Here is a 21,867-nt window from a genome sequence, read left to right as displayed (position 1 = left end):
AGGAGAGTGCGAGATGTCTTATATTATTGTGGCAATATTGATTGCCCTTTATTATTTCTTTGCGGCACCTAAGTCGATAAAGAATACCATGAATATGATATTGATCATCGGGATCGTAGCTATTCTTTTAGTCCTCTCTATACTTGGATTTGCAAAATTACTCCAATCCCCTCCTGAGGTCTTTCTAGGGATAGTGATGATAGGACTTGGATTTTTTACACTGCGCGATGTCCTGCTCTTATCGCCAAAACCAAATAAACATGCCGAGTATTTTTCTCGCAGCTATCGTTTTATTCGTAATTATTTCAAGGCTAAAGATGATCACTCAAAAAAATAAGTCTGATAGATTCAGGCTTATTTTTTCTGATTCTTATCCAATTTTTAGGGGAACACCTGCTTAGAGGGAAATTTCTTTTCACTGTTAAAAATAGCACAATATTATTTTGAGTTTGGTTTTTGCTGCCCCACACCTGATGGTTTTTGTGTCTTAGTTTCACCTTTATCAGTTGGTTGGGTCACTTTGCCATTGAATCCCATAGCATCAGCTATCCTGATAGCAACATCTGTATCATCAAACTCTCCATCAAACATATAAGCACCTGATCCCATAGCATAAACAGGAACCTTTTCACCTGAATGGTCATTGGTTGACCAAGCTAGTCCTGATTTTTTATCAAGAATACGTGTGGCTGTCACAGACACGGGTACATAGCCACCATAGCTAACATTCTGCTCTTCTGATGGCTTTTTAGATTCCTCAAAAGCAGCCCTCAGTTGATCATACTCTTCTTTGGAGCAAAGCATACGATTATTATCCTTTTCTTCCTGATAAGAGTCTTTATCGGAGTTACTTACCTTTTCAGATGGAGCATCCGCTTCTAATTTAAGACCAAAGAACTCCTCGATGTTATATTTAAACTCCTCAAAAGTCAGTTGTGGATTTTGTTTTAATGCTTCTGTAACAATATTATCAAATTCAACTTGTGAGCCTTTTTGTTTAGTTAATACATCAAAATAAGTTTCATATCCTGTTGAAGCATTCCCAATAGTAAAACCTCCTGTAGCATGGTCAGCTGTCACTACAATCAAAGTCTCATCTGGATGTTCATTATAAAAATCAACTGCCTCCTGAATAGAATTTTGAAAATCGATAACCTCTTCAACAGTGGTCGCACCATCATTTGCATGCTCAGCCCAGTCAATCTTCCCAGATTCTGCCATCATAAAGAAGCCCTCGGGATCATCTTCCATGACTTCAATCCCTTTTGCCACCATGTCACCAAAATCTTGACTCTTTTTAGTTTTATCGATAGCGTAGGTCATTGAGCCTTCATCCTGCAAATCTTCGGATACCCAATAAACCTTTTTGGAATCTTTATTGATTTTCTTGGCATCCTTTTTTGTCTCATAAATCGTATAGCCTTCATCTCTTAGAATATCATATAGATCTCTTTGATTATTAGCTTTACCTGTTCTTTCATTTAATGATCCTCCAGCAAAATAATCAAAATCTGTTTTTGTCATTTGCTTACCAATATCATAGTAAGATTCGCGTGATTCTTCGTTGGCATAAAAACCAGCTGGCGTAGCGTGGTTGAGCGTCACTGTGGATAAGATCCCGACCGATTTTCCTGCTCTTTTTGCCTTCTCTGCGATAGAATCAGATGACTTTTCAAAATCACCAGAAACCCCTAGGGAGTTCGTCTGTGTCTTGTTCCCCGTCGCAAAAGCACTAGCAGTGGAAGCTGAATCAGGAATGAAAGAGTGACAATCGTACTGTGTTTTCAGACCAATCACAGGCATTTCAGTAAAATTCATCAAATCAGGGTACACTTCATCCTTATTTGTCTGTGTAAAACCTTTATAATTTTCTGCTGCTGTCACAGGTGTTATTCCCATACCATCCCCAATAAACAAAAAAACATATTTGGCTTGATTAGTGTTAACTTTTGTGTAGTCTTCGATTTTGGGACGATTAGTATCGTAAAGTTGCACATCTCGTCCGTTTGCAGTTTTTTTAGCTACCTGACTATTATTGACAGCTGTGGTGTCTAGCTTATAGTTACTAATAGCATTATTATTTTGACAGGCTACAAGTAGGCTAATGGACAATAGCAATGCACTACAGCTTTTCACAAGTTTGAATGAACTTTTCATCTGCTGACCTCATTTCTTTATTATTGGTTACTTTAAATCTTATAGGATTATTGAAAATTTTTGAGGAAGTCTCAGTAAACTTTATGTAAAACTGCCATATCTGACCTGCATCTCCAAAAAGTCAGGTAGAAAATCTAACAATTGAGGTGCTTTTAGTGCTCTTTTAAAAACTGATAACAAGAACGGAAAAAACAGCTATTCTTTATCACAAAAGTTCAAACTTATGTCAATATACTAGGAGCTAAACTCCCTTGTATTTACCTTGAAAAAGCATGGGATTAAAGGTAAAATATAAGGAACGATATTAGGTAGAATTGGGTGCAGTATGAAAACTATTACAGATTTTGAAAATAAGAAAGTCTTGGTTCTTGGCTTGGCACGTTCGGGCGAGGCAGCAGCACGTCTCTTGTCTAAGCTTGGAGCTATCGTAACGGTCAATGATGGGAAAGCCTTTGAGGAAAATCCCTCAGCTCAGTCTCTTCTGGAAGAAGGAATTAAGGTCATTTGCGGCTCTCACCCACTCGAACTCTTGGATGAAGACTTTGCCTATATGGTCAAGAATCCAGGCATCCGTTACGATAATCCCATGGTTTCAAAAGCTATAGAAAAAGGTATTCCTGTCTATACTGAAGTGGAGCTGGCTTACCGAGTATCAGACAGCCCCATTATCGGTATTACAGGATCAAACGGCAAGACGACAACAACGACGATGATTGCGGATGTTTTAAATGCTGGTGGTCAATCAGGACTTCTTGCGGGAAATATTGGTTTTCCAGCATCTGAGGTCGTTCAAACGGCTTCAGATAAAGACAGACTAGTCATGGAGTTATCCTCCTTCCAGCTGATGGGGATCGATCAATTCCACCCCCATATAGCTGTTGTGACCAATCTAATGCCAACTCATATTGATTATCATGGCAGTTTTGAAGACTATGTAGCAGCCAAGTGGAATCTTCAAAAGAACATGATTGCCGAGGATTATCTGGTTCTCAATTTTAATCAGGACCTCGCTAAGGATTTAGCTACCAAGACTCATGCCACAGTAGTCCCTTTTTCGACAAATGAAGAAGTTGATGGGGCTTATCTTAAGGAAGGCGGTCTTTATTTTAAAGATGAACGTATTATGGCAGCCGCTGACCTTGGTGTTCCAGGTAGCCACAATATAGAAAATGCTCTGGCAACGATCGCTGTTGCCAAACTATCTGGTATTGACAATCAGGCTATTAAGGAAACCCTAGCCAGCTTTGGTGGCGTCAAACATCGCCTTCAGTCGCTTGGAGAGGTGTCTGGAGTCACCTTCTACAATGATAGTAAATCAACTAATATTTTAGCAACACAAAAAGCTCTATCAGGCTTTGACAATAGTCAAGTCATCTTAATCGCAGGTGGTTTAGACCGTGGAAATGAGTTCGATGAGCTAGTAGCCGATATAAAAGGGCTAAAGAAAATGGTAATCCTAGGTGAGTCTGCTCCACGTCTGAAGCGTGCAGCAGATCAAGCCGGAGTTAGCTATCTTGATGCTAAAGATGTTAAGGAAGCCACACAACTAGCCTTTCAAGAAGCAGCAAAGGGTGATGTTGTCCTGTTGAGTCCAGCTAATGCTAGCTGGGATATGTATAAAAATTTTGAGGTTCGTGGAGATGAGTTTATTGCTGCCGTCGAGTCTCTCAAGGGAGAATAATCATGGCTAAGAAAATTGTTTTTACGGGCGGTGGTACTGTGGGTCACGTAACCTTGAACCTTATTCTTATCCCTAAATTTTTGAAGGATGGGTGGGAAGTTCACTATATTGGTGATAAAAATGGAATTGAGTATGAACAGCTAATCAAGTCTGATCTGGAAGTGACCTTCCATAATATCGCTACAGGAAAGCTGCGTCGCTATTTTTCATTCCAAAATATGTGGGATGTCTTTAAAGTAGCTTGGGGGATCCTTCAGTCAATTTTTATCATTGCTCGTATCAGGCCCAAAGCCCTATTTTCCAAAGGTGGGTTTGTATCTGTACCTCCCGTCATTGCTAGTAAAGTATTAGGAGTGCCTGTCTTTGTGCATGAGTCGGACCTATCTATGGGCTTGGCAAATAAAATCGCCTATAAGTTTGCAACAAAAATGTATACAACATTTGAGCAGCCTCAAACCCTAGTCAAGGCACAACATGTAGGAGCGATTACTAAGGTAACGGACTTTACTTGGACAAGCAAGGACCAAGAAGCCCTAGCGCCTATTAAGGCTCAATTTGATCCGCATCTCAAAACCCTGCTCTTTATCGGAGGGTCAGCTGGTGCCAAAGTCTTTAATGATTTCATTAGCCAAACCCCTGAGCTCAGGGCTAATTACAATGTCATCAATATATCTGGTGATAAGAGCCTCAATAGCTTAGAGAAAAATCTCTATCGTATTGACTATGTGACAGACCTCTATCAGCCCCTAATGAGTCTGGCTGATGTTGTTGTAACACGGGGAGGATCCAATACCATATTTGAGCTCTTAGCGATGAAAAAATTGCATGTGATTGTTCCTCTTGGCAAGGAAGCGAGCAGAGGAGATCAGCTAGAAAATGCAGCCTACTTTGAGAAAAAAGGCTATGCGCTTGAGTTGCCAGAGCCTGAGCTGACCTTTGATAAGCTCCACCACGCTATTGATCAGCTCTTAGATGATCAAGACCAATACCTAGAATCCATGGCACAAACGAAAGAATTGAAGTCGCCAGATGAATTTTATAGCTTGTTGAGCGAGGCTATTACTCATAAGAAATAAGAAGGAGGAAACGTTGGCTAAGACACCCCCAAAAGACTCTAAAAAATATCAAGGCAATCAAGGGCTTACTGAATGGCAAAAGCGTAACCTCGACTTTTTAAAGCAAAAAGAAGAAGAAAAAAAAGAGCAAGAAAAGCTCCAGAAAGAGTTGATAGCTGAAAAACGCAAACGCCTAAAAGACAATGGTAACTCTGACTCAGAAACCATTGGAACGCTGACGCAGCAAAAAAATTCTAAGAAAACAGGCACCGAGCTCAAAGAAAGTCCAGCAAAGACCTCTGGGTCTAAAACAAAGTCTCAATATAAAAAAGCTAAACCCAATAAACCTAGTCATCCCAGAGCACCAAAGTTTCGCCGACGTATGGCCAGCATTCTTGTTCCTGCCATTCTAGGTCTGGTTTTGTCTATTTTTTTCATGACGCCGCTCAGCAAGGTCAAACACTTTGAAGTGAGAGGTGCTAACCAAACGACGGCCCAGGAAGTTCTAAAATCGACAGGTGTGGTGGACGATGCTTATACCCTATCTACTTTTTTAGATAGAGGACAGCTGGAAAAAAATATAAAGCAAAATGATCCTTGGATCAAATCAGCAACGATTAGCTATCGCTTTCCAGTGACTTTCACTATCCATGTCAAAGAGTATAGTATCATTGCTTATGCCAAGTCCGACACTGGCTATCTCCCAATTTTAGAGAGTGGTCAAAGATTGGATACAGTACCTGCCAGTGATTTACCAGATGAATTCACGACGATCAATCTGGAAAACGGAAAGGAATTAACTCTCCTTATTAAGAAGATAATCAAGATGGACCAAGACTTGGTCAGTCAGATTGAAACTATTTCTCTGGCAAAATCTAAGACGACCCCAGATCTCCTGAAATTAACGATGAAAGACGGTAATACTGTCTTAGTTCCCCTATCAAAAATTGATAAGAAATTACCCTACTATGATGATATAAAAGATAAGGTGGGCAGTAATGCGACTATTGATATGGAGGTTGGAATTTACGCCAGTGGTACCAAAACCCAAGATCAAGAAGACCTAGCTGATGAAACATCTGAAGATGGTTCAGACAGTGTCTCAGAGTCCCCAGAATCATCCTCTTCATCCAGTTCCACAGATCCTAATATCCCTGCAAGCTCAGAAACAGATCCAAACTTACCAGATGGCGATGCTCCATCGCAATAGAGGTGGGACGAAAACCAGTATTTTGATTTAGATACTCAAAATTGCTTACATTTTACTAGGACTGAGACCCTTTGATGAGACTAGGAATAAGTGAAAATCAATCAGGTCAATCTCGTAATATAGAACAGAGTGCCAAAGAGTTTGAACGTTTGTCTCAGACTCTTTTTATTAGGCAAGTTTTAAAGAGAGCCTTAATCCAAAGACTCACATTGAAAACCTCCCTCAATTTCGTTATAATGAGTGGGAATTACGACACGTTAGCTAGCTTAGGCAAATGCTATTGCTGAGTAGCTATCTATCATGCAGACTAAAAGATAAAGATAAGGAAAAAGATATGACATTAGAAGATGAGATTAAAAAGCGCCGCACCTTTGCCATTATTTCTCACCCTGACGCAGGGAAGACAACGATTACTGAACAGTTGCTCTATTTCGGTGGAGAAATTCGTGAAGCTGGAACGGTCAAAGGGAAAAAGACCGGCACCTTTGCCAAGTCTGACTGGATGGACATTGAAAAACAGCGTGGTATCTCTGTTACCTCATCGGTCATGCAGTTCGATTATGCTGGTAAGCGCGTCAATATTTTAGATACACCAGGGCATGAGGATTTTTCTGAGGACACCTATCGTACCCTGATGGCAGTAGATGCAGCTGTCATGGTTGTTGACTCTGCTAAGGGGATCGAGGCACAAACCAAGAAACTCTTTGAGGTTGTTAAACATCGTGGCATCCCTGTTTTCACCTTTTTCAATAAGTTAGACCGTGATGGACGAGAGCCGCTTGATTTACTCGAAGAACTAGAGGAAGTGCTGGGAATCGCTGCTTACCCAATGAATTGGCCCATCGGTATGGGAAAAGCTTTTGAAGGGCTTTACGATATTTACAACAGCCGCTTGGAGCTCTATAAAGGAGATGAGCGCTTTGCCACTATCGAAGAAGGAGACAACTGGTTCAGTGCCAATCCTTTCTATGATCAAGCCAAAGAGGATATTGAACTCCTAACTGAAGCTGGCAATGAGTTCTCTAAGGAAGCCATTCTCAAAGGGACCTTAACCCCCGTCTTCTTTGGATCTGCCTTGACCAATTTTGGGGTGCAGACTTTTCTGGATACTTTTTTAGAGTTTGCACCAGAACCGCACGGCCATAAGACAATCGATGACCAGGTGATTGATCCCTTGGACAAAAACTTTTCAGGATTTGTTTTCAAAATTCAAGCCAATATGGATCCACGCCACCGCGACCGTATTGCCTTCGTCCGGATTGTGTCGGGTGAGTTTGAGCGCGGTATGGCGGTTAATTTGACCCGTACTGGCAAGGGAGTCAAACTATCTAATGTGACCCAATTTATGGCTGAAAGTCGTGAAAATGTGGAGAAAGCAGTGGCTGGTGATATTATTGGTGTCTATGATACAGGGACTTATCAGGTTGGAGATACTCTAACTGTGGGGAAAAATAAGTTTGAGTTTGAGCCCCTACCAACCTTTACACCAGAGATTTTCATGAAAGTGTCTGCCAAGAACGTTATGAAGCAAAAGTCCTTCCACAAGGGAATTGAGCAATTGGTTCAAGAGGGAGCCATTCAGCTCTATACGAATTATCAGACCGGTGAGTACATGCTTGGAGCAGTTGGCCAGTTGCAATTTGAGGTTTTCAAATACCGCATGGAAGGTGAGTATAATGCTGAAGTGGTTATGACACCAATGGGGAATAAAACGGTTCGCTGGATCAAGCCAGAAGATTTAGATGAGCGTATGTCCTCCAGTCGTAATATTCTAGCTAAGGATCGGTTTGACCAGCCTGTTTTCCTCTTTGAAAATGATTTTGCCCTGCGTTGGTTTGCAGACAAATATCCAGATGTGGCACTAGAAGAAAAAATGTAAAGACCATAAAGTGAGGATGATAAATATCTGAAAAATTTTTAAGGATATGTTAAAATTGCCCCATAATCTAGTAAGGATATGCGATTATTTCTTAGTGGGGAAGGAGAGAAATAGTCGCTATCCCACAGACTAGACTAGTAGTAGCCAAAAGGGTTTATCCTTTTTCCTATCAGATAGTAGTGTTTAGCTTTTGATAGGATTATGAAGTAGTAGAAGTGGAGTAGTATTATGTTGGAAAAAAAGCAACGATTTGGTTATCGGAAATTATCAGTCGGTTTAGCAAGTGTCGTTTTAGCGACAGCTATATCTGGACTTGGGGGCAGTGTCTACGCAGATGAGCCTAACCAAGGTGCACCAGTCCAGCTTGAATCGACAAATGTGACAGAAGAGTCATCCTCAACGCAACCGGCAGACTCTTCTACCTACCAGACTCAAGGAGAGCTGACTAATGTTCCTGAGAACTCACAAGCTATGCCTGAGCAAAAAACCACAGAGTCAACAGCCCAAGCAGCTCCAATAGACTCAAATACAGTGAACACTAAGGAAGTGCCGACTGTCCAAGCTCCCCTAGAAAATCAAGGAGAAGCTAGCCAAGCAAAACCAGCAGCTCTAAGCCCTAAATCAGTAGCTTCCACCCGCTACAGCAACACATTTGTAGATGATAGCCAAGGAAATTGGTACTATTTGGATGCTAACTGTAATAATGTCACTGGTCAGCAGAATATTAATGGTAAAGATTACTATTTTGAAGCAGATGGTAAGCAGGTCAAGGGTCGGGAAGTTACTATTGCGGACAAGGTCTACTATTACGATGCAGATTCTGGTGAAAAATGGGTCAATCGCTTCCATATGGGGGCCGATGATAAGACTTGGTACTATCACGGTAGTGACGGAGCCAAGGTTTATGGGGCTCAAACCATCGATGGCCAAAGTCTTTATTTTGATCCTGCGACAGGAAAGCAAGCCAAAGGTACTTTTGTAACGATCGACGGTCTTCAATACTACTACGAAGAAACTAAGGGACTTCAGCTTAAAAATACTAGTCGCCAGATTGATGGCTTAGAATACCAATTTAACGCTAATGGTCAAGCCAGTGCTAAAGACAAGGCTAACGTTGTCAATACTAGTCTGGTTATTTATAGTTTTGAATTTGGTCCCAGCGTATCTAAGATAGTCCTGCAATTTGATCGTCCAGTGACACCAGCTGTGATCCATGACCTAGCTAAGGTGACAACAGCAGGAGCTGAGCGCAAGGTTACAAATTCTTATGTGTCTGATGCACGTGGTAATGTGGTCTATCTCAAGGATAGCAATTATGTTACCTTAGAGTTAGAAGTACCTTACGACCAAAATAATGCAGCCAACAATGCCTCACCTTTTACATTCGACTTGTCTAAATGGCAAAATCAGTGGGTCAGTGATTATACTGTCACGGTCGATGGTTTAGAAGTCTTAGCACAAGGGACTAGCCGTCACCAAGTCGTTCACTCTAGTCAAAATGCTATTCAAAATCGTATCATGCCAGATACTGAGCGCTTCAATGAGCGTGGTACAGTAGGCCGTTATAACTTTGCCGCCTATGCCCCAACCAGCCTTCGTGGTGGTGAGAAGAATCCTCTAATCATTTGGCTGCATGGTGTTGGTGAAGCAGGTAGCGATATCACTATTCCACTCTTGGCTAATGATGTAGACCAGTTGACCTATAACCCTATTCAAAATCATTTTAGCTCTACTGGAAATGGGGACCAAAAAGGAGCTTATGTTTTAGCCCTTCAATCACCTGCTCAGTGGACCAAGGAAGATACAGCTAGCTTGATGTCTGTCATTAGGGGATACGTTGCTTCTCATCCAGATGTAGATGCTAATCGTATCTATCTGGCTGGACTTTCTAGCGGTGGCGGCATGGTTGCAGAGATGGGAATTGCCTATCCTAACTATTTTGCTGCTCTATTACCGATTTCTGCACCTTTTGACAGCCACCTCAGTCAGAATAATACAGCGATTGATAGTCAGGCGCTCTCAGCCCTTTATGATCAGCCTATGTGGCTCATTCAGACCAGAGCAGATGACACGGTCTTAGCAGATAACAATGCCTTGCCTTTCTATAAGAATCTTCTCAAAGCTGGTGCCCAAAACAAATGGCTCTCTTACTTTGAAAGTAATCAAGGAAGCTTTATCCCAACTGCAACCTATAATGGTCACTGGTCTTGGGTTTATCTCCTCAATGACCAGGTGACGGGTGTACAAAACACAGACAATGCTAAAAACTGGGATCAATATTATGGTATAGTTGCCAGCAATAGAACGCACGGTGGCGATGCTAAGGCAGTCTATAATAACCAAACCTATAACAATGTCTTCGATTGGCTCAATGCTCAGAGACGCTAATGTTTCACTTAATACTTAGACAGACCAGCTGACGGTATCAGGTAGGGATCCAAGCATTAAAAAACAATCAGCCATGAGTGATAAGGGTGCAGGCCATAACTTCTTAGTTATATCAACTCAATCTTACTTTCAATTACTGCACCAATCAAATGAATAACCGTAAAAAGTCTGGAACTAAAAGTCCAGACTTTTTACGGTTATTCATTAAATTCTATATTATTGATAAGAGGGGGAGATAAAGACAGATCAGACCTTGCTTTTTGATAAAGATCAGGTTGGTCGGTAATGATACCAGAGACAGAACTATTGGAAAAGTCTTGTAGTTGACTGGTCTGATTGACAGTCCAAGCATAAATAGGCTTGGACCGTTTATGAGAAATTAGTAGTGCCCAAGGTGTCACAGAAAATTCTTGAACAGCATAGAAGTCTACCGAAGTATCAGGAAGCTTGCCAGCTACAAATTTCATAATATAGCCGGTTTTAGCTTGAGGGATCTGATCTTCCAGTGATTCAATGAGGGAACGATTGGTAGACATGATCTCATGAGTGCTAAATAGATGTTCACGCTTGGCCTGTCTGATAAAAGCTCTCAAAAAGGTGTCAGGATCTGAATGGTAGGGCTTAAGCTCGATAATGAGTTTTTGATGGCTAGCCTTAGCAGCACTTAAAAATTCTCCCAAAGAAGAAAGATGGCTGCTAAAGCCTCTTTGCCTAAGTGTAATAGTCTTGGCCTCCTTCAGAGTCATATCGGAAATATTGCGATTGAGATGGGCCAGACGCCTGAGATTATTGTCATGACTGACGACAAACTGCTGATCTTTAGTCATAACGATATCCATCTCTGAGTAATCAGCACCAAGTTTATGAGCATCTTGCATCGCTTCTATCGAATTTTCGACAGCATTTTTGGTATAACCACGGTGTGCGATAAGAAGTGGAGCTTGACTGTCTCGGTAGTTGGTCTCAAGACTAGACGTGATCAGTCCAAACCCCAATAAGCCTAGCAAGAGAATGGCACCAACTAGATGATATCCTTTATAGGAAAGAGGCTGGCTCAATAGTCTTACGGACACTTTTGCTTGTTCCTGACTTATTAAGCTACAAGCTAATAGTGAAAGTATCCATTTTCCTAGGATTACCAATACACAAGCAAATAAGAAAAAGAAGGGAGCAAGACTATTGATGAGGCTGTGTTGGCTTATCAGATAAGTTACAAGCAGTCGGCAAAAAGTCCAGAGAAAATAAGATACCCCTGTATAGAGGAGGCTGGCTTTGAAGAGTAAGGACTGATGAATACGTGAAAGTGTCCAGCTTTGCTGTAGAGCCTGACTGGGTGTTAAGCCCTTTATTACAGTTAGCGGTAAAAAGAAGAGAAGTCTGATATTGAGGTAAATCAGCACTCCCCAGATCAAACAAGCGATAAAACCTACCACTCCCCCTTGTCCATAAGGAGTTAGCAAGCTAGGGAGATCAAAATCCTTCAGTAGACTCCAGCTGAAGCCTAATTGACTGACAGGAAGAAAGATAAGCAGATAGCTGATACAAATAGCCAACTGCTTAAACAGCCCTTGCCTGGAACCTTGCTGCAATGATTGGAAGCCTGGGTCTTTATCAGGCTTATTATTATCGCTCCTTAAAGATCTAAGCAGGATAATAGCTTCACCTAGACTGATTGCTAAAAGAAGAAAGAGATAGCCCATGAGACTACTTAGAGCTAAGGGATGTTTGAGGATCTCTGGCAGGTCACCTATATCTAATCGCCCCGTATTAGCATAAAGGCTAATACGGCTGATAAGCAAAGACAAAGCGCCCTTAGCCAGATAAGCTCCAAAGACATAAAGCCATAAACTAATTCTTAAAAAATCTAGAGTACGCTTGCGCAGTTCTTTGCCTATATATCGTCCCCATCTTTCGAAGTCGCTCACGATAGACCTCCTTGTCACTCCATTATCAGCTAGTCTAGAAAGATTTGAGGAGACATCTCTGCTAGACCTCTAAGTTATAGCTCAAATAAAGTCATTGACTTTAACAATTCTTCAGGTAATTGTTTTTTCTTATAGGATTGATAGTTTGCCTTGTCCTTGACCAAGTGGTAGCGCTTGGAGAGATTCCAGCTACCACTTGGATTGTATTCGGGATGATCTGAGACAAAGTCTATTGTCAAGTCCCACTCTCTGACATAGCCCAAAGGGCGTGAATGATACGTGATACCATCAATCTTTTGATCCCCGTAAGACCTGTGAGCATGACCAAAGACCACATCCCTAACGCCATAGCGGACAAACAATTCATGAAAACGCTGGCTGCCTAGAAAGGCGTTAAAGGGTCTAAACCGCTCATGTGTCATAGTGAAATTCCGATGAGGCACAAAGTGCATAGCAACAATCAAGCGGCTGGTATCTAGCTCCTTTAACATATTCTCTAGTCTATTCAAGATCCCATCCACAATATCAGGATCGTCAGCCTGACGTGTGAGTCTGCGGTCAAACCAAAAAGTACGCTTGAGCCGGAGAATATCGTCTAGATTATCTGGGGAAAAAGAATAATCATACCAACCATGAAAACTTAACAGTTGACGTTGACCAATCTGGTAAACCTGATAATCAAGACGATTGATGGTCGACTCATCTAAATCTAGCATATCGTGATTTCCGAGATTGTGACTTATTTCCAGATGTTGAGACAAAAATGTCAGAAAAGGCTGGGTGATATCGTAATAATGATTGCTGATATCACCGGCTAAGTGGAGGTGTGTAACCTCTTGTTCTTGTAATATCTTTATCAGAGTTTGGATCTCAAAATCTCCAAAACGATTGAGGTCAATATGTAAATCGCTCATAATAGCAAGTTTTTTCATGGCTTATATTCTAGCAAAAAAACGCCCTAAAAGATATGACTGACTTTGGTTGAGTGGGATTGATCTGTGGCACATGGCAAATTTAGCCCCTTTGTGGTAGAATAAAACAGTTACAATGAGAGTGGGACTCAATCAGTCAGTCATTATAAAATGACGATTTTGATTTTGTTGCCCCAGCTACTGCATTAATTTTTTAATCTAAAATAATGCTAAGGAGTCTGGACTTTTATCCCAGCCTCAATAAAAGATAAAGGAGTGCAACCCTATGGAAGTGGCTGAAATCCGCCAAAAATTAGTAGATAATCAAGAGAAGTTGACTAGCTTCAGGAGGTCTCTTTGACTTAGAAGGTCTAGAAGAAGAGATTGCCCTGCTTGAAAATCGAATGACTGAGCCAGACTTTTGGGATGACAATACTCTTGCCCAAAAGACATCACAGGAACTCAGTGAGCTCAAACAAACTTATGATACCTTTAACCAAATGGTTGAATTATCCGAAGAGTCAGAGCTTTATATGGAAATGCTTGAGGAAGATGCCAGTGTTCAAGCTGAGCTTGAAAGCGTCCTCGAAAAGTTGGATAAGATGATGACAAGCTATGAAATGACTCTGCTTTTGTCAGAACCTTATGACCATAATAATGCTATTCTTGAGATCCATCCTGGCTCTGGTGGGACTGAAGCTCAGGACTGGGGAGAGATGTTGCTGCGTATGTACCAGCGCTACGGCAATGCTCAAGGTTTCAAGGTTGAGACTCTTGATTATCAAGCTGGTGATGAAGCTGGTATCAAGTCCGTGACCCTCTTATTTGAAGGTCCCAATGCTTATGGTCTGCTCAAGTCTGAGATGGGTGTTCACCGTCTGGTGCGCATATCACCATTTGACTCTGCCAAACGCCGTCATACCTCTTTTACCTCGGTTGAGGTTATGCCGGAGTTGGATGATACTATTGAGGTTGATATCCGTGACGATGATATTAAGATGGATACTTTCCGCTCAGGTGGTGCTGGTGGACAAAATGTCAATAAGGTCTCAACCGGTGTGCGTTTAACCCACATTCCTACTGGTATCGTCGTAGCTTCTACTGTTGACCGGACTCAGTATGGAAACCGGGATCGTGCTATGAAGATGCTCCAAGCCAAGCTTTATCAAATGGAACAAGAGAAAAAAGCAGAGGAAGTTTCTGCCCTCAAAGGGGATAAAAAAGAGATCACTTGGGGCAGTCAAATCCGCTCTTATGTCTTTACCCCCTATACCATGGTCAAGGATCATCGTACAGGCTATGAAGTTGCCCAGGTAGACAAGGTCATGGACGGGGACATCGACGGCTTTATTGATGCTTATCTCAAGTGGCGGCTCGAAGACTAATGTTATACAGAAAGGAATATTATGGCACTGATCGAACTTAATAAAGTGGTCAAGCGTTACGGCCGTGGGGATGTCGCTCTACGAGACATCACTTTGACAATCGGCCAAGGAGAATTTGTCTACCTAGTGGGACCATCAGGAGCTGGGAAATCCAGTCTTATCCGTCTTCTCTACCGTGAGGAAGAAGCGAGTCGTGGAACTATCAAGGTTGGTCAATACCGTCTCAATAGGATGAAAAAACGTCAAATTCCTATCCTGCGTCGCTCTATTGGCGTGGTTTTTCAGGATTATAAACTACTAAACAACAAAACAGTTTATGAAAATGTAGCCTTTGCTATGGAGGTTATTGGTGAACGTCGTAAGGTGATTAAGCGCCGTGTGAAAGAAGTCCTCAAGTTAGTCGGGCTTCAGCATAAAGAGCGCTCATTTCCAAGACAGCTATCAGGTGGTGAGCAACAACGTGTTGCTATTGCCCGTGCTCTAGTCAATAAGCCCCGTGTTCTCATTGCAGATGAACCGACAGGGAATCTGGATCCTGAGATTTCTGAGGAAATTATGAATCTGCTGGAGCGCATCAATGAGCAAGGAACGACCATTATCATGGCTACCCACAATAACGTCATTGTTAATGGACATAGGCACCGTGTCATCGCTCTAGAAGACGGCAAGGTTGTCCGAGATCAAGAAGGAGGGGAGTACGAATACGATGATTAGAAATTTCTTCCGACATTTACGCCAATCCATGGTCAATATCCGCCGCCAAGGCTGGATGAGCTTCTCAGCCATTTCCATGGTCAGCGTTACCTTGACTGTCGTAGGTATCTTTGTTGCCCTCTTATTGAACCTCAATAAATTGATTGATGATGTCGAAAAGAACATGGTCATCAATGTTTACCTTGAGACCAATGTCTACGACAACAACAAGTTGGATGCTGATGGTAATCAAAATAAAAAATACCATGTGATCTATGACCAGCTCAAGGCTGTTGATGGCGTAACAGAGATTACCTACTCTACACGTGATGAGCAGCTAGAAAAGCTCACCAAAAATCTAGGAAAAGTATGGGGGTTTGATTCTAGCAATAATCCCCTCTACAATGCCTATATCGTCAAGGTAAATTCCTACGATAAAATGGAAAAAATCACAAAAAAATTTAAAACAATTGAAGGTGTTAATGACGCCAAATATGCTGACTATGATGTTGAGAAACTAGCGGATCTTTCTAATAGAATAAAATTCTGGGGACTAGCAGGAGTCGTTCTCTTTATCCTTGTTGCAATTTTCTTGATTTCAAATACGATTCGCATCACGATCATGTCACGTAAGGACGATATTATCATTATGCGTTTGGTAGGTGCTAAGAATTCTTATATTCGTACGCCCTTCTTTTTAGAAGGTGCTTGGATTGGTCTACTAGGCTCTATCCTACCAGCAGGAGTCCTTTTTATTGGTTACAATATTGCCCTAGCTTCCTTCCAGAATAAATTGAAAGGAGATAATTTATCGCTCTATCCGACAGACCCTTATCTCTTTTATTTAATTGGTGCTCTAGCTGCGCTAGGTATTATTATCGGCTCTTTAGGGTCAATCTTGTCTATGAGACGCTACCTTAAAGCTTAGTAGACAGTAACCATTTTCATTCAATAATTTTCTAAGCAGTCTTGATCAAGGTCAAGGCTGCTTTTTTCATGAGTGAGATAGATAGGAAAAGGCCAGCTCTACCTTATTTTTATTGAAATCGTATTGTTTCATTAGTGAAAATAGTGTAGAATAAACTGTGTCTTAAAATGGTTTAAAATGATGATAAATGATCACGGTTACCTTTTGATGACAGTTGACTCTTTGTACTAGATCAGACTTTTAGCTGGTCTAGTCGATAATTTTTAAGGAGATTTATTATGAACAAACAGGATTGGATGGAGTACTTTGAAGCGTTAAATGGGCGTATGCCCTCACAAGAGGAGATCGCTCAGGCGATTGCTGCAGGTGAATTTGTGGATGACAACCCAGTAGACCAACCTGTAGCCCCTCAAGAAATGCCTCAGCAACAGGCGTCTCAGTTTACACAAGATCAGGTGCCAACTCAACAACAAGCGCCTCAGTTTGCGCCAGAGCAAATGGCAGCCCAACAACAAGCGCCTCAGTTTACACAAGAACCGATGGCAGCTCAGCAACAAGCGCCACAATTCACACCAGAGCAAATGGCAGCTCAACAGCAGGCTCAGTTTGCGCAATTAACACCAGAACAGCAGCAGGCCTATTACCAGCAGCAAGCTATGGCTGGACAAGTTCCTCAATATCAAATGCCAGCCCAGCCAGCTCAACCATCTGCCTTTGGTATCGCTGTTAAGGATTATTTTACTTGGTTCCTCAATGGCTTTAAAAATCCTCAAGCTAAGTCTGAAGACAGCCACTTTGCTTTCGGTTTAATAACATTAGTACCCGTAGCCTTGTTTGCTAGTTGGGCACTGGTTAATTTTATTCGTCGATTTATCTTCTCAATCCTTAATTCTATTGAATTAGAGCTTCAAGATACTATTCCTAATGCTGCCCGAGATACTATTTCATCAGAATTCGGATTTCTCAAATTCTTGCTCTTCTTTATCATCTTTTATATCTTCTATACACTTATTATGGTCATGCCAGTGGTCTTTAATCGTGAGACTGGTAAGACTTTTATGCAGAAAGTTGGTCAATATTTCTCATATACCCCAATTCTTTTGATTTTAAACTTTTTGGGATTTCTTGTGACTTTTTTGGTTCCAAAGCATCTAATAACTGAAACCGGCGATTTGTCCGAATTAAGTAGTCTTTCCTCAAGTTCAGACCTTTCAACCGTAATGGAAAAAATACCGGCTTTGAAATCTGTCCTTAACAGTGCTTATTTCTTAATTTTCTTGATTGGTTTAGGACTCATCATTATTTTTATCGCTTTGATTAAAAATATGTCTCATGTGACCTTTGGCAAGGTGAATAACTTCTACGTTTCGATTCTAGCTGCCCTTGTATTTGTCATTGTTTACTATATTGTCTATAAAATTACAGGATCAATGATTGCAGGTGGATTTGAAGAAATTCTTCAAGCATTTAATGATTACTAATATATAAGGCGGTTTAACCTATGGCAACGAAAGAAAGATGGGCTGATCTCTTCGAGAGTGTCGTCGGTCGTAAGCCTACTCCACAGGAGTTTATGAAAGGCAAGGAGACGGATTTCTCTCCTCGAGAAATTCGTCGGATTGCTGGTTTAGATAGCAATTCAGAAAACCTTTCCAATTCTCAAAGCTCTGATCTAACTGGAAAGAGCTTTTATGATGTATCAGATCGTGCCTCTTCTCAGTCAGTAGCCAGTCCCAGCCCTGGAGGATCAAAAGGTTCAACGGCTCAGGATGCTTGGATAAATGCTTTTCGGAAGTATGTAGGCCGATCTCCTCTGCCAGAAGAATTTTTACTTGGTAAGGCAGCTAACTTTGACTTAACTACTATCAACCAGTTTGTTCAGCCAAGGGCAGTAGCAAAGCCTAAAAAATCAATCTTACATCGTGTCATGGTAACCTTTTTGGTCGTGTTGAGTTTGGCATTAGTCTCTTCGTTTATATATGGTCATCAGTATTATTCAAGAGAGGCTGTGGCAGACCGCTACTTAAAGGTGGCTGGCAAAGATTTTGACAAACAAGTAGATTATGAGGTTTGGTCAGATACGAAAAAATCGGTCAAATCCTCTGAATTGACCTATGTTGATAAAAAATCTGTTAATACAACGACTGATAAAGCCATGCTGCTATCTGGTAATAGTATGGTGAAGTCTGGACATGAATTTTTCATTTTTCCCAAATGGCGAGTGGCAGTCAAACCAGTTAATGCTACCCTACAAACGAACACCAAAGATCTTAACATTAGCATCAACGATATAGACTATGGGAAGTCAGATTCTGCAGATTACAATAAGGTAGTCGAGCGCCTCTATCCTGGGACTTATAACTTCCTAGCTTCTGGAAAGGTCAAAGGCCAGGACATTGAGGTTAGCTCTCAAAAAGACTTAACAGAGGATCAGACTATCGCCCTAGATATTAAGTACTTGAGTTTTAAGATTTCAAGTAACATCAGCGATGGTAAGGTCTATATTGGCAGTAAGAGTGTCGGAACACTTAAGGATGGTCAATATACAGCTGAAAAGTTACCTGTGATGGACAGCGCTTCGGTTTATGTAAAAAAAGACTTCAGTGATGGTACCAGTCTTAAAACCAGTGCCACTAAAATTTCAGATATTTCTGATGGAGACACCTTAACCATGGAAGTATCAGACATTTTAACTAGGGATACGGCTGATGATCTTATGACGGAAGCCTACAGTTTAATGGATTCTTACGCTGATAATGACAATACCACACCGGATGATTTGTCTGATATCTTTAAGGGCGGCACAGAAAATGGTATGTACAAAGACTTAAAGACCATGATTGATGACAATACAGTAAATGCAAAAAATAGAGCAGCAGACTGGATTAATTTTTCAAATGTCGATATTACTACAGTCACACAAACAGGTGCAACGAACTATACGGTGGACTATACAGTAACCGTTGAGTTTGGTTATTCAGCCGATGAAGATCATGAGACCTCAGGTACTATTAAGGAAAAGCTTTCTTGGTCCTCCAAGATTTCCTATGATGAAGCCCTGGATTCCGATAGTGATTATCTATATAGCTATGAAGATTTTTCTGGTTATATTATCACTGATAAGAATGGAACTTCAAAAAAACTGAGATCAGAAGACACAGTGGAGTAGAAAAAGTTTGGAACCTAAGAGTTCCGGACTTTTTGCTTTATGTTAATGCTATAATAAAGACAAATGATTAGCGGATTGCCCCCCCTAATGACATAGTAATAGTGACAGCACAGGAAAGATTGGAAGGGATAGACTATGAACTACGCACTTGGAATCGATTTAGGAACTACTAATTCGGTTATGGACACCGCTTATTCGGAGTGACTAACCAGCTGGACAAAATCCCAGGGACAATGGCTAAATACAATATCCCTGTTGAAGATTGGGCACTTGATCTTTTTAAAATGGATCAAGATAAGATCTGGCATGGTTATCTGATTCTGGCCCTCCACGCCTTAGTCTATGCCCTAGTCTTTGTGTTAACCTTACAGTTCAAAAAGGAGAAATCGAGATGACTAGAGATGAATGGGTGACAGAGTTTCAAGTCCTAAAAGGACGTAAACCAACTTTTCAAGAATTTACAGAAGCTTCAAAAAATGGGTTTCCACCCCTCTCTAACCCGAGTGATAATAAGCCTTCAAAAAGATTCAGTCCGAGCATTATCATCAAGACTTTTATCATCGTATTTTTAGCTGTTTTCGGCTATATTATTGGCTTTTTATTTATGTGAGGCTAAAGGATGAAACAGAATAAAAAATTTATTGCATTAGCTATGATCATCTTCTTGATTTTCATGGCTTTTGGTAAGTATCAACAGACAATAGCTCTAGCAGATATCCATACGCTCTATGCAACTGATGTGATAGATAAGCAGACAGGAGAACGGGTAACCTTTGAGATTAGACGTTCCAAGGACGACACTTACCAAGTCAAAAATACTAGTACTGGACGGATCTACGAGACCAAAGATGTCTCCAGATCGGGCAGTGCTGTAAGAATTACCCTACCTGATAATCAAGGCGATATCGTCATCAAAAAAAATCTCAACCCAGCTAGTGATCCGACAGTGAATGTGGAGAATTCTAAAAAATATAAGCAAGTTGAAGGTAGCAGTAGGGTTACTAAAGACAGTACAAAGGCTTCAGAAAAATCAGCAGATACTTCTTCATCAACAACGACCTCAGAAAAGATAACCAAAGTTGAGTTGACAAAAGAAAATGAAGAAAAAGTAATCAGCCAATTTGGTGATTGGTTATTTAATAGCCATTATGCCAAGGATAGTGTAGTGACACGTAGTAAGTACGGAGAGATTCTTGTAGTTAGTAATCCTTCAATCGCTTTCTTGATGGCTAAAACCTCAGATGGTCAGGAAATTATGACCCGTCTCCAGAGATATATCCAAGGATCCCTAAATGATCTGCCAGATACTGATATCTATGTTGATGGTAAAGCATCTGATAAAGAATCCCTATTGTCTCAAAAAGACAGTCTTGATTTGACTCTCTTAGGGAATGATCTTACTAGTGATCAAGCCCAGGACTATCAATCGACAGCAGTCTTTCGGCTCTATACTCTAAAAGATAAAACCCATCAGCAATTTGCCTCTGCTACAGATGAATCAAGCCGTTTGATTAACAAAGATGAACTAGCTGATGATCAAAATACAATGGCAGGAAATTTTGGCTATAATGATCTCTATGATACTCAGGTAGATCATAGCAAGGACAGCTATGAAATCCTTTTAGCAACAGATGGAACGGTCTATCTCACCAAAGACTATTGGTATGAGTCAAAAGCATTGGATTACACTTATGAGAAAGCTCCTGAGGATATGCAGGATGCTTATCAAAATCTGATCAAGAAATATGCTGAGAGCACCAGTCATAGCCAGAGTACAGATAGCCAAGCCCAGAGTAAAATTTTTCCAACAGATCTGATTGGCAAATGGGAGGGGGATGCAGGTGAACAGGGCACACAAACCATGGAGTACAAGAAAGATGGCACGGTTATAAAAACGATCAAGAGTAGTAAGGACACCTACCAAGCAAAAGTGACTAAGGTTGAAAAAGTTTCGGATAATCTGTATCGCTTTGCAGACGGTGAAGATATTGGCAATGCCCTGCCTACCCTTGGCCTGGGAGGTGCTGGATTTGATGCAGAATATGGCTTCAAGTTAAACGATGATGGCACTCTGACCTATGTGCAATGGACTGGCCCCCTAGATTCAGAATTTGATGCGTCAACTTATAAGTACTCAGAATTTGATGATGCTGTCTTTAAAAAGACTAAATAGCCTAGAGCTGGTTTTGTTCTACTTTTACCGTGACATCTCACCCATCTAAAACATCCTAATGAGTTTGGACTTTTTGCTCCAAACTCATTTTGTATCTTGTCCATTTGCTACAAGTAACAAGGTATATGGCAAATCTCATATCAGTTTTGTAACTAATTTTTTATCTTTTGATAAATTTTACTAGTAAAATCTATCAAAAGACTTGCATAACTCTTAAAGTATCAGTAAACTAGTATCATATGAGACTAGTTAGGAGATTTCTATGGACAGTATCAAAAGTGTGATGACGGTCGCTCAATTACATGCGACCCAA

At 40.9% G+C, this 21,867-nt stretch carries 17 protein-coding genes; 14 read left to right on the top strand and 3 right to left on the bottom strand.

Annotated features, from left to right (window positions below):
* The first annotated feature begins 13 nt into the window (after positions 1-13).
* Positions 14-337, top strand: coding sequence for a DUF3165 family protein (locus tag AC4HAI_RS03590; RefSeq protein WP_491078882.1), 324 nt, complete (start codon positions 14-16; stop codon positions 335-337).
* A gap of 101 nt (positions 338-438) precedes the next feature.
* Here the strand turns inward: AC4HAI_RS03590 and AC4HAI_RS03585 are convergent, their stop codons facing one another.
* Positions 439-2,157 carry an alkaline phosphatase gene (locus tag AC4HAI_RS03585; protein ID WP_491110480.1) on the bottom strand — a complete coding sequence of 573 codons (1,719 nt, stop codon included), beginning with the start codon at positions 2,155-2,157 and terminating at the stop codon, positions 439-441.
* Positions 2,158-2,482: 325 nt separating this feature from the next.
* Here AC4HAI_RS03585 and murD point away from each other — a divergent pair, with 325 nt between their 5' ends.
* The 5 genes from murD to AC4HAI_RS03560 all read left to right on the top strand — a co-directional run bounded on the left by murD (position 2,483) and on the right by AC4HAI_RS03560 (position 10,370).
* On the top strand, positions 2,483-3,838 hold the full coding sequence (murD, locus tag AC4HAI_RS03580) for a UDP-N-acetylmuramoyl-L-alanine--D-glutamate ligase (RefSeq protein WP_491110479.1): 1,356 nt from the start codon (positions 2,483-2,485) through the stop codon (positions 3,836-3,838).
* Between the two features lie 2 nt (positions 3,839-3,840).
* On the top strand, positions 3,841-4,914 hold the full coding sequence (locus AC4HAI_RS03575; protein WP_491110477.1) for a UDP-N-acetylglucosamine--N-acetylmuramyl-(pentapeptide) pyrophosphoryl-undecaprenol N-acetylglucosamine transferase: 1,074 nt from the start codon (positions 3,841-3,843) through the stop codon (positions 4,912-4,914).
* Between the two features lie 13 nt (positions 4,915-4,927).
* Positions 4,928-6,103 carry a cell division protein FtsQ/DivIB gene (locus AC4HAI_RS03570; RefSeq protein WP_491110476.1) on the top strand — a complete coding sequence of 392 codons (1,176 nt, stop codon included), beginning with the start codon at positions 4,928-4,930 and terminating at the stop codon, positions 6,101-6,103.
* 334 nt (positions 6,104-6,437) lie between these two features.
* Entirely contained in the window at positions 6,438-7,982 is a 1,545-nt protein-coding gene (locus tag AC4HAI_RS03565) for a peptide chain release factor 3 (protein WP_491110475.1), read from the top strand.
* Between the two features lie 225 nt (positions 7,983-8,207).
* Positions 8,208-10,370 carry a PHB depolymerase family esterase gene (locus AC4HAI_RS03560; protein ID WP_491110616.1) on the top strand — a complete coding sequence of 721 codons (2,163 nt, stop codon included), beginning with the start codon at positions 8,208-8,210 and terminating at the stop codon, positions 10,368-10,370.
* 197 nt (positions 10,371-10,567) lie between these two features.
* On the opposite strand, the gene AC4HAI_RS03555 is transcribed toward AC4HAI_RS03560, so the two are convergent.
* Together AC4HAI_RS03555 and AC4HAI_RS03550 are read right to left on the bottom strand one after the other, a co-directional pair.
* The gene (locus AC4HAI_RS03555; RefSeq protein WP_491110473.1) at positions 10,568-12,295 is read right to left on the bottom strand and encodes a glycerophosphodiester phosphodiesterase family protein; all 1,728 of its coding nucleotides are present in this window, start codon (positions 12,293-12,295) and stop codon (positions 10,568-10,570) included.
* A gap of 74 nt (positions 12,296-12,369) precedes the next feature.
* Positions 12,370-13,227 (bottom strand): metallophosphoesterase, encoded by an 858-nt coding sequence (locus AC4HAI_RS03550; protein ID WP_491110472.1) that lies wholly within the window; start codon positions 13,225-13,227, stop codon positions 12,370-12,372.
* A 265-nt stretch (positions 13,228-13,492) separates the two neighbouring features.
* On the opposite strand from AC4HAI_RS03550, the gene prfB reads away from it, so the two are divergent.
* From prfB to AC4HAI_RS03510, 8 genes are all read left to right on the top strand, one after another.
* A protein-coding gene (prfB, locus tag AC4HAI_RS03545) for a peptide chain release factor 2 (protein ID WP_491110470.1) occupies positions 13,493-14,591 on the top strand; the annotation gives its coding sequence in 2 pieces (ribosomal slippage) (positions 13,493-13,564 and positions 13,566-14,591; 1,098 coding nt in all).
* Between the two features lie 21 nt (positions 14,592-14,612).
* Positions 14,613-15,305 (top strand): cell division ATP-binding protein FtsE, encoded by a 693-nt coding sequence (gene ftsE / locus AC4HAI_RS03540; protein ID WP_491078891.1) that lies wholly within the window; start codon positions 14,613-14,615, stop codon positions 15,303-15,305.
* Positions 15,298-16,212 (top strand): permease-like cell division protein FtsX, encoded by a 915-nt coding sequence (ftsX, locus tag AC4HAI_RS03535; RefSeq protein WP_491110468.1) that lies wholly within the window; start codon positions 15,298-15,300, stop codon positions 16,210-16,212. Before ftsE ends, ftsX begins: the two co-directional genes overlap by 8 nt.
* A 278-nt stretch (positions 16,213-16,490) precedes the next feature.
* The gene (locus AC4HAI_RS03530) at positions 16,491-17,693 is read left to right on the top strand and encodes a hypothetical protein (RefSeq protein WP_491110467.1); all 1,203 of its coding nucleotides are present in this window, start codon (positions 16,491-16,493) and stop codon (positions 17,691-17,693) included.
* Between the two features lie 20 nt (positions 17,694-17,713).
* Positions 17,714-19,381, top strand: a complete 1,668-nt coding sequence (locus AC4HAI_RS03525; RefSeq protein WP_491110466.1) for a zinc ribbon domain-containing protein — start codon at positions 17,714-17,716, stop codon at positions 19,379-19,381.
* A gap of 233 nt (positions 19,382-19,614) precedes the next feature.
* Positions 19,615-19,776: a hypothetical protein gene (locus tag AC4HAI_RS03520; RefSeq protein WP_491110465.1), complete on the top strand. Its 162-nt coding sequence runs from the start codon at positions 19,615-19,617 to the stop codon at positions 19,774-19,776.
* Positions 19,773-19,991 carry a hypothetical protein gene (locus tag AC4HAI_RS03515; RefSeq protein ID WP_491110463.1) on the top strand — a complete coding sequence of 73 codons (219 nt, stop codon included), beginning with the start codon at positions 19,773-19,775 and terminating at the stop codon, positions 19,989-19,991. Before AC4HAI_RS03520 ends, AC4HAI_RS03515 begins: the two co-directional genes overlap by 4 nt.
* A gap of 9 nt (positions 19,992-20,000) precedes the next feature.
* A complete protein-coding gene (locus tag AC4HAI_RS03510; protein ID WP_491110462.1) occupies positions 20,001-21,554 on the top strand; it encodes a hypothetical protein in 1,554 nt (517 codons plus the stop codon).
* Positions 21,555-21,867 lie beyond the last annotated feature (313 nt).

It is taken from the genome of Streptococcus sp. ALY_208 (genome assembly GCF_058314295.1).
This window is presented reverse-complemented; position numbering and strand designations above follow the sequence as displayed.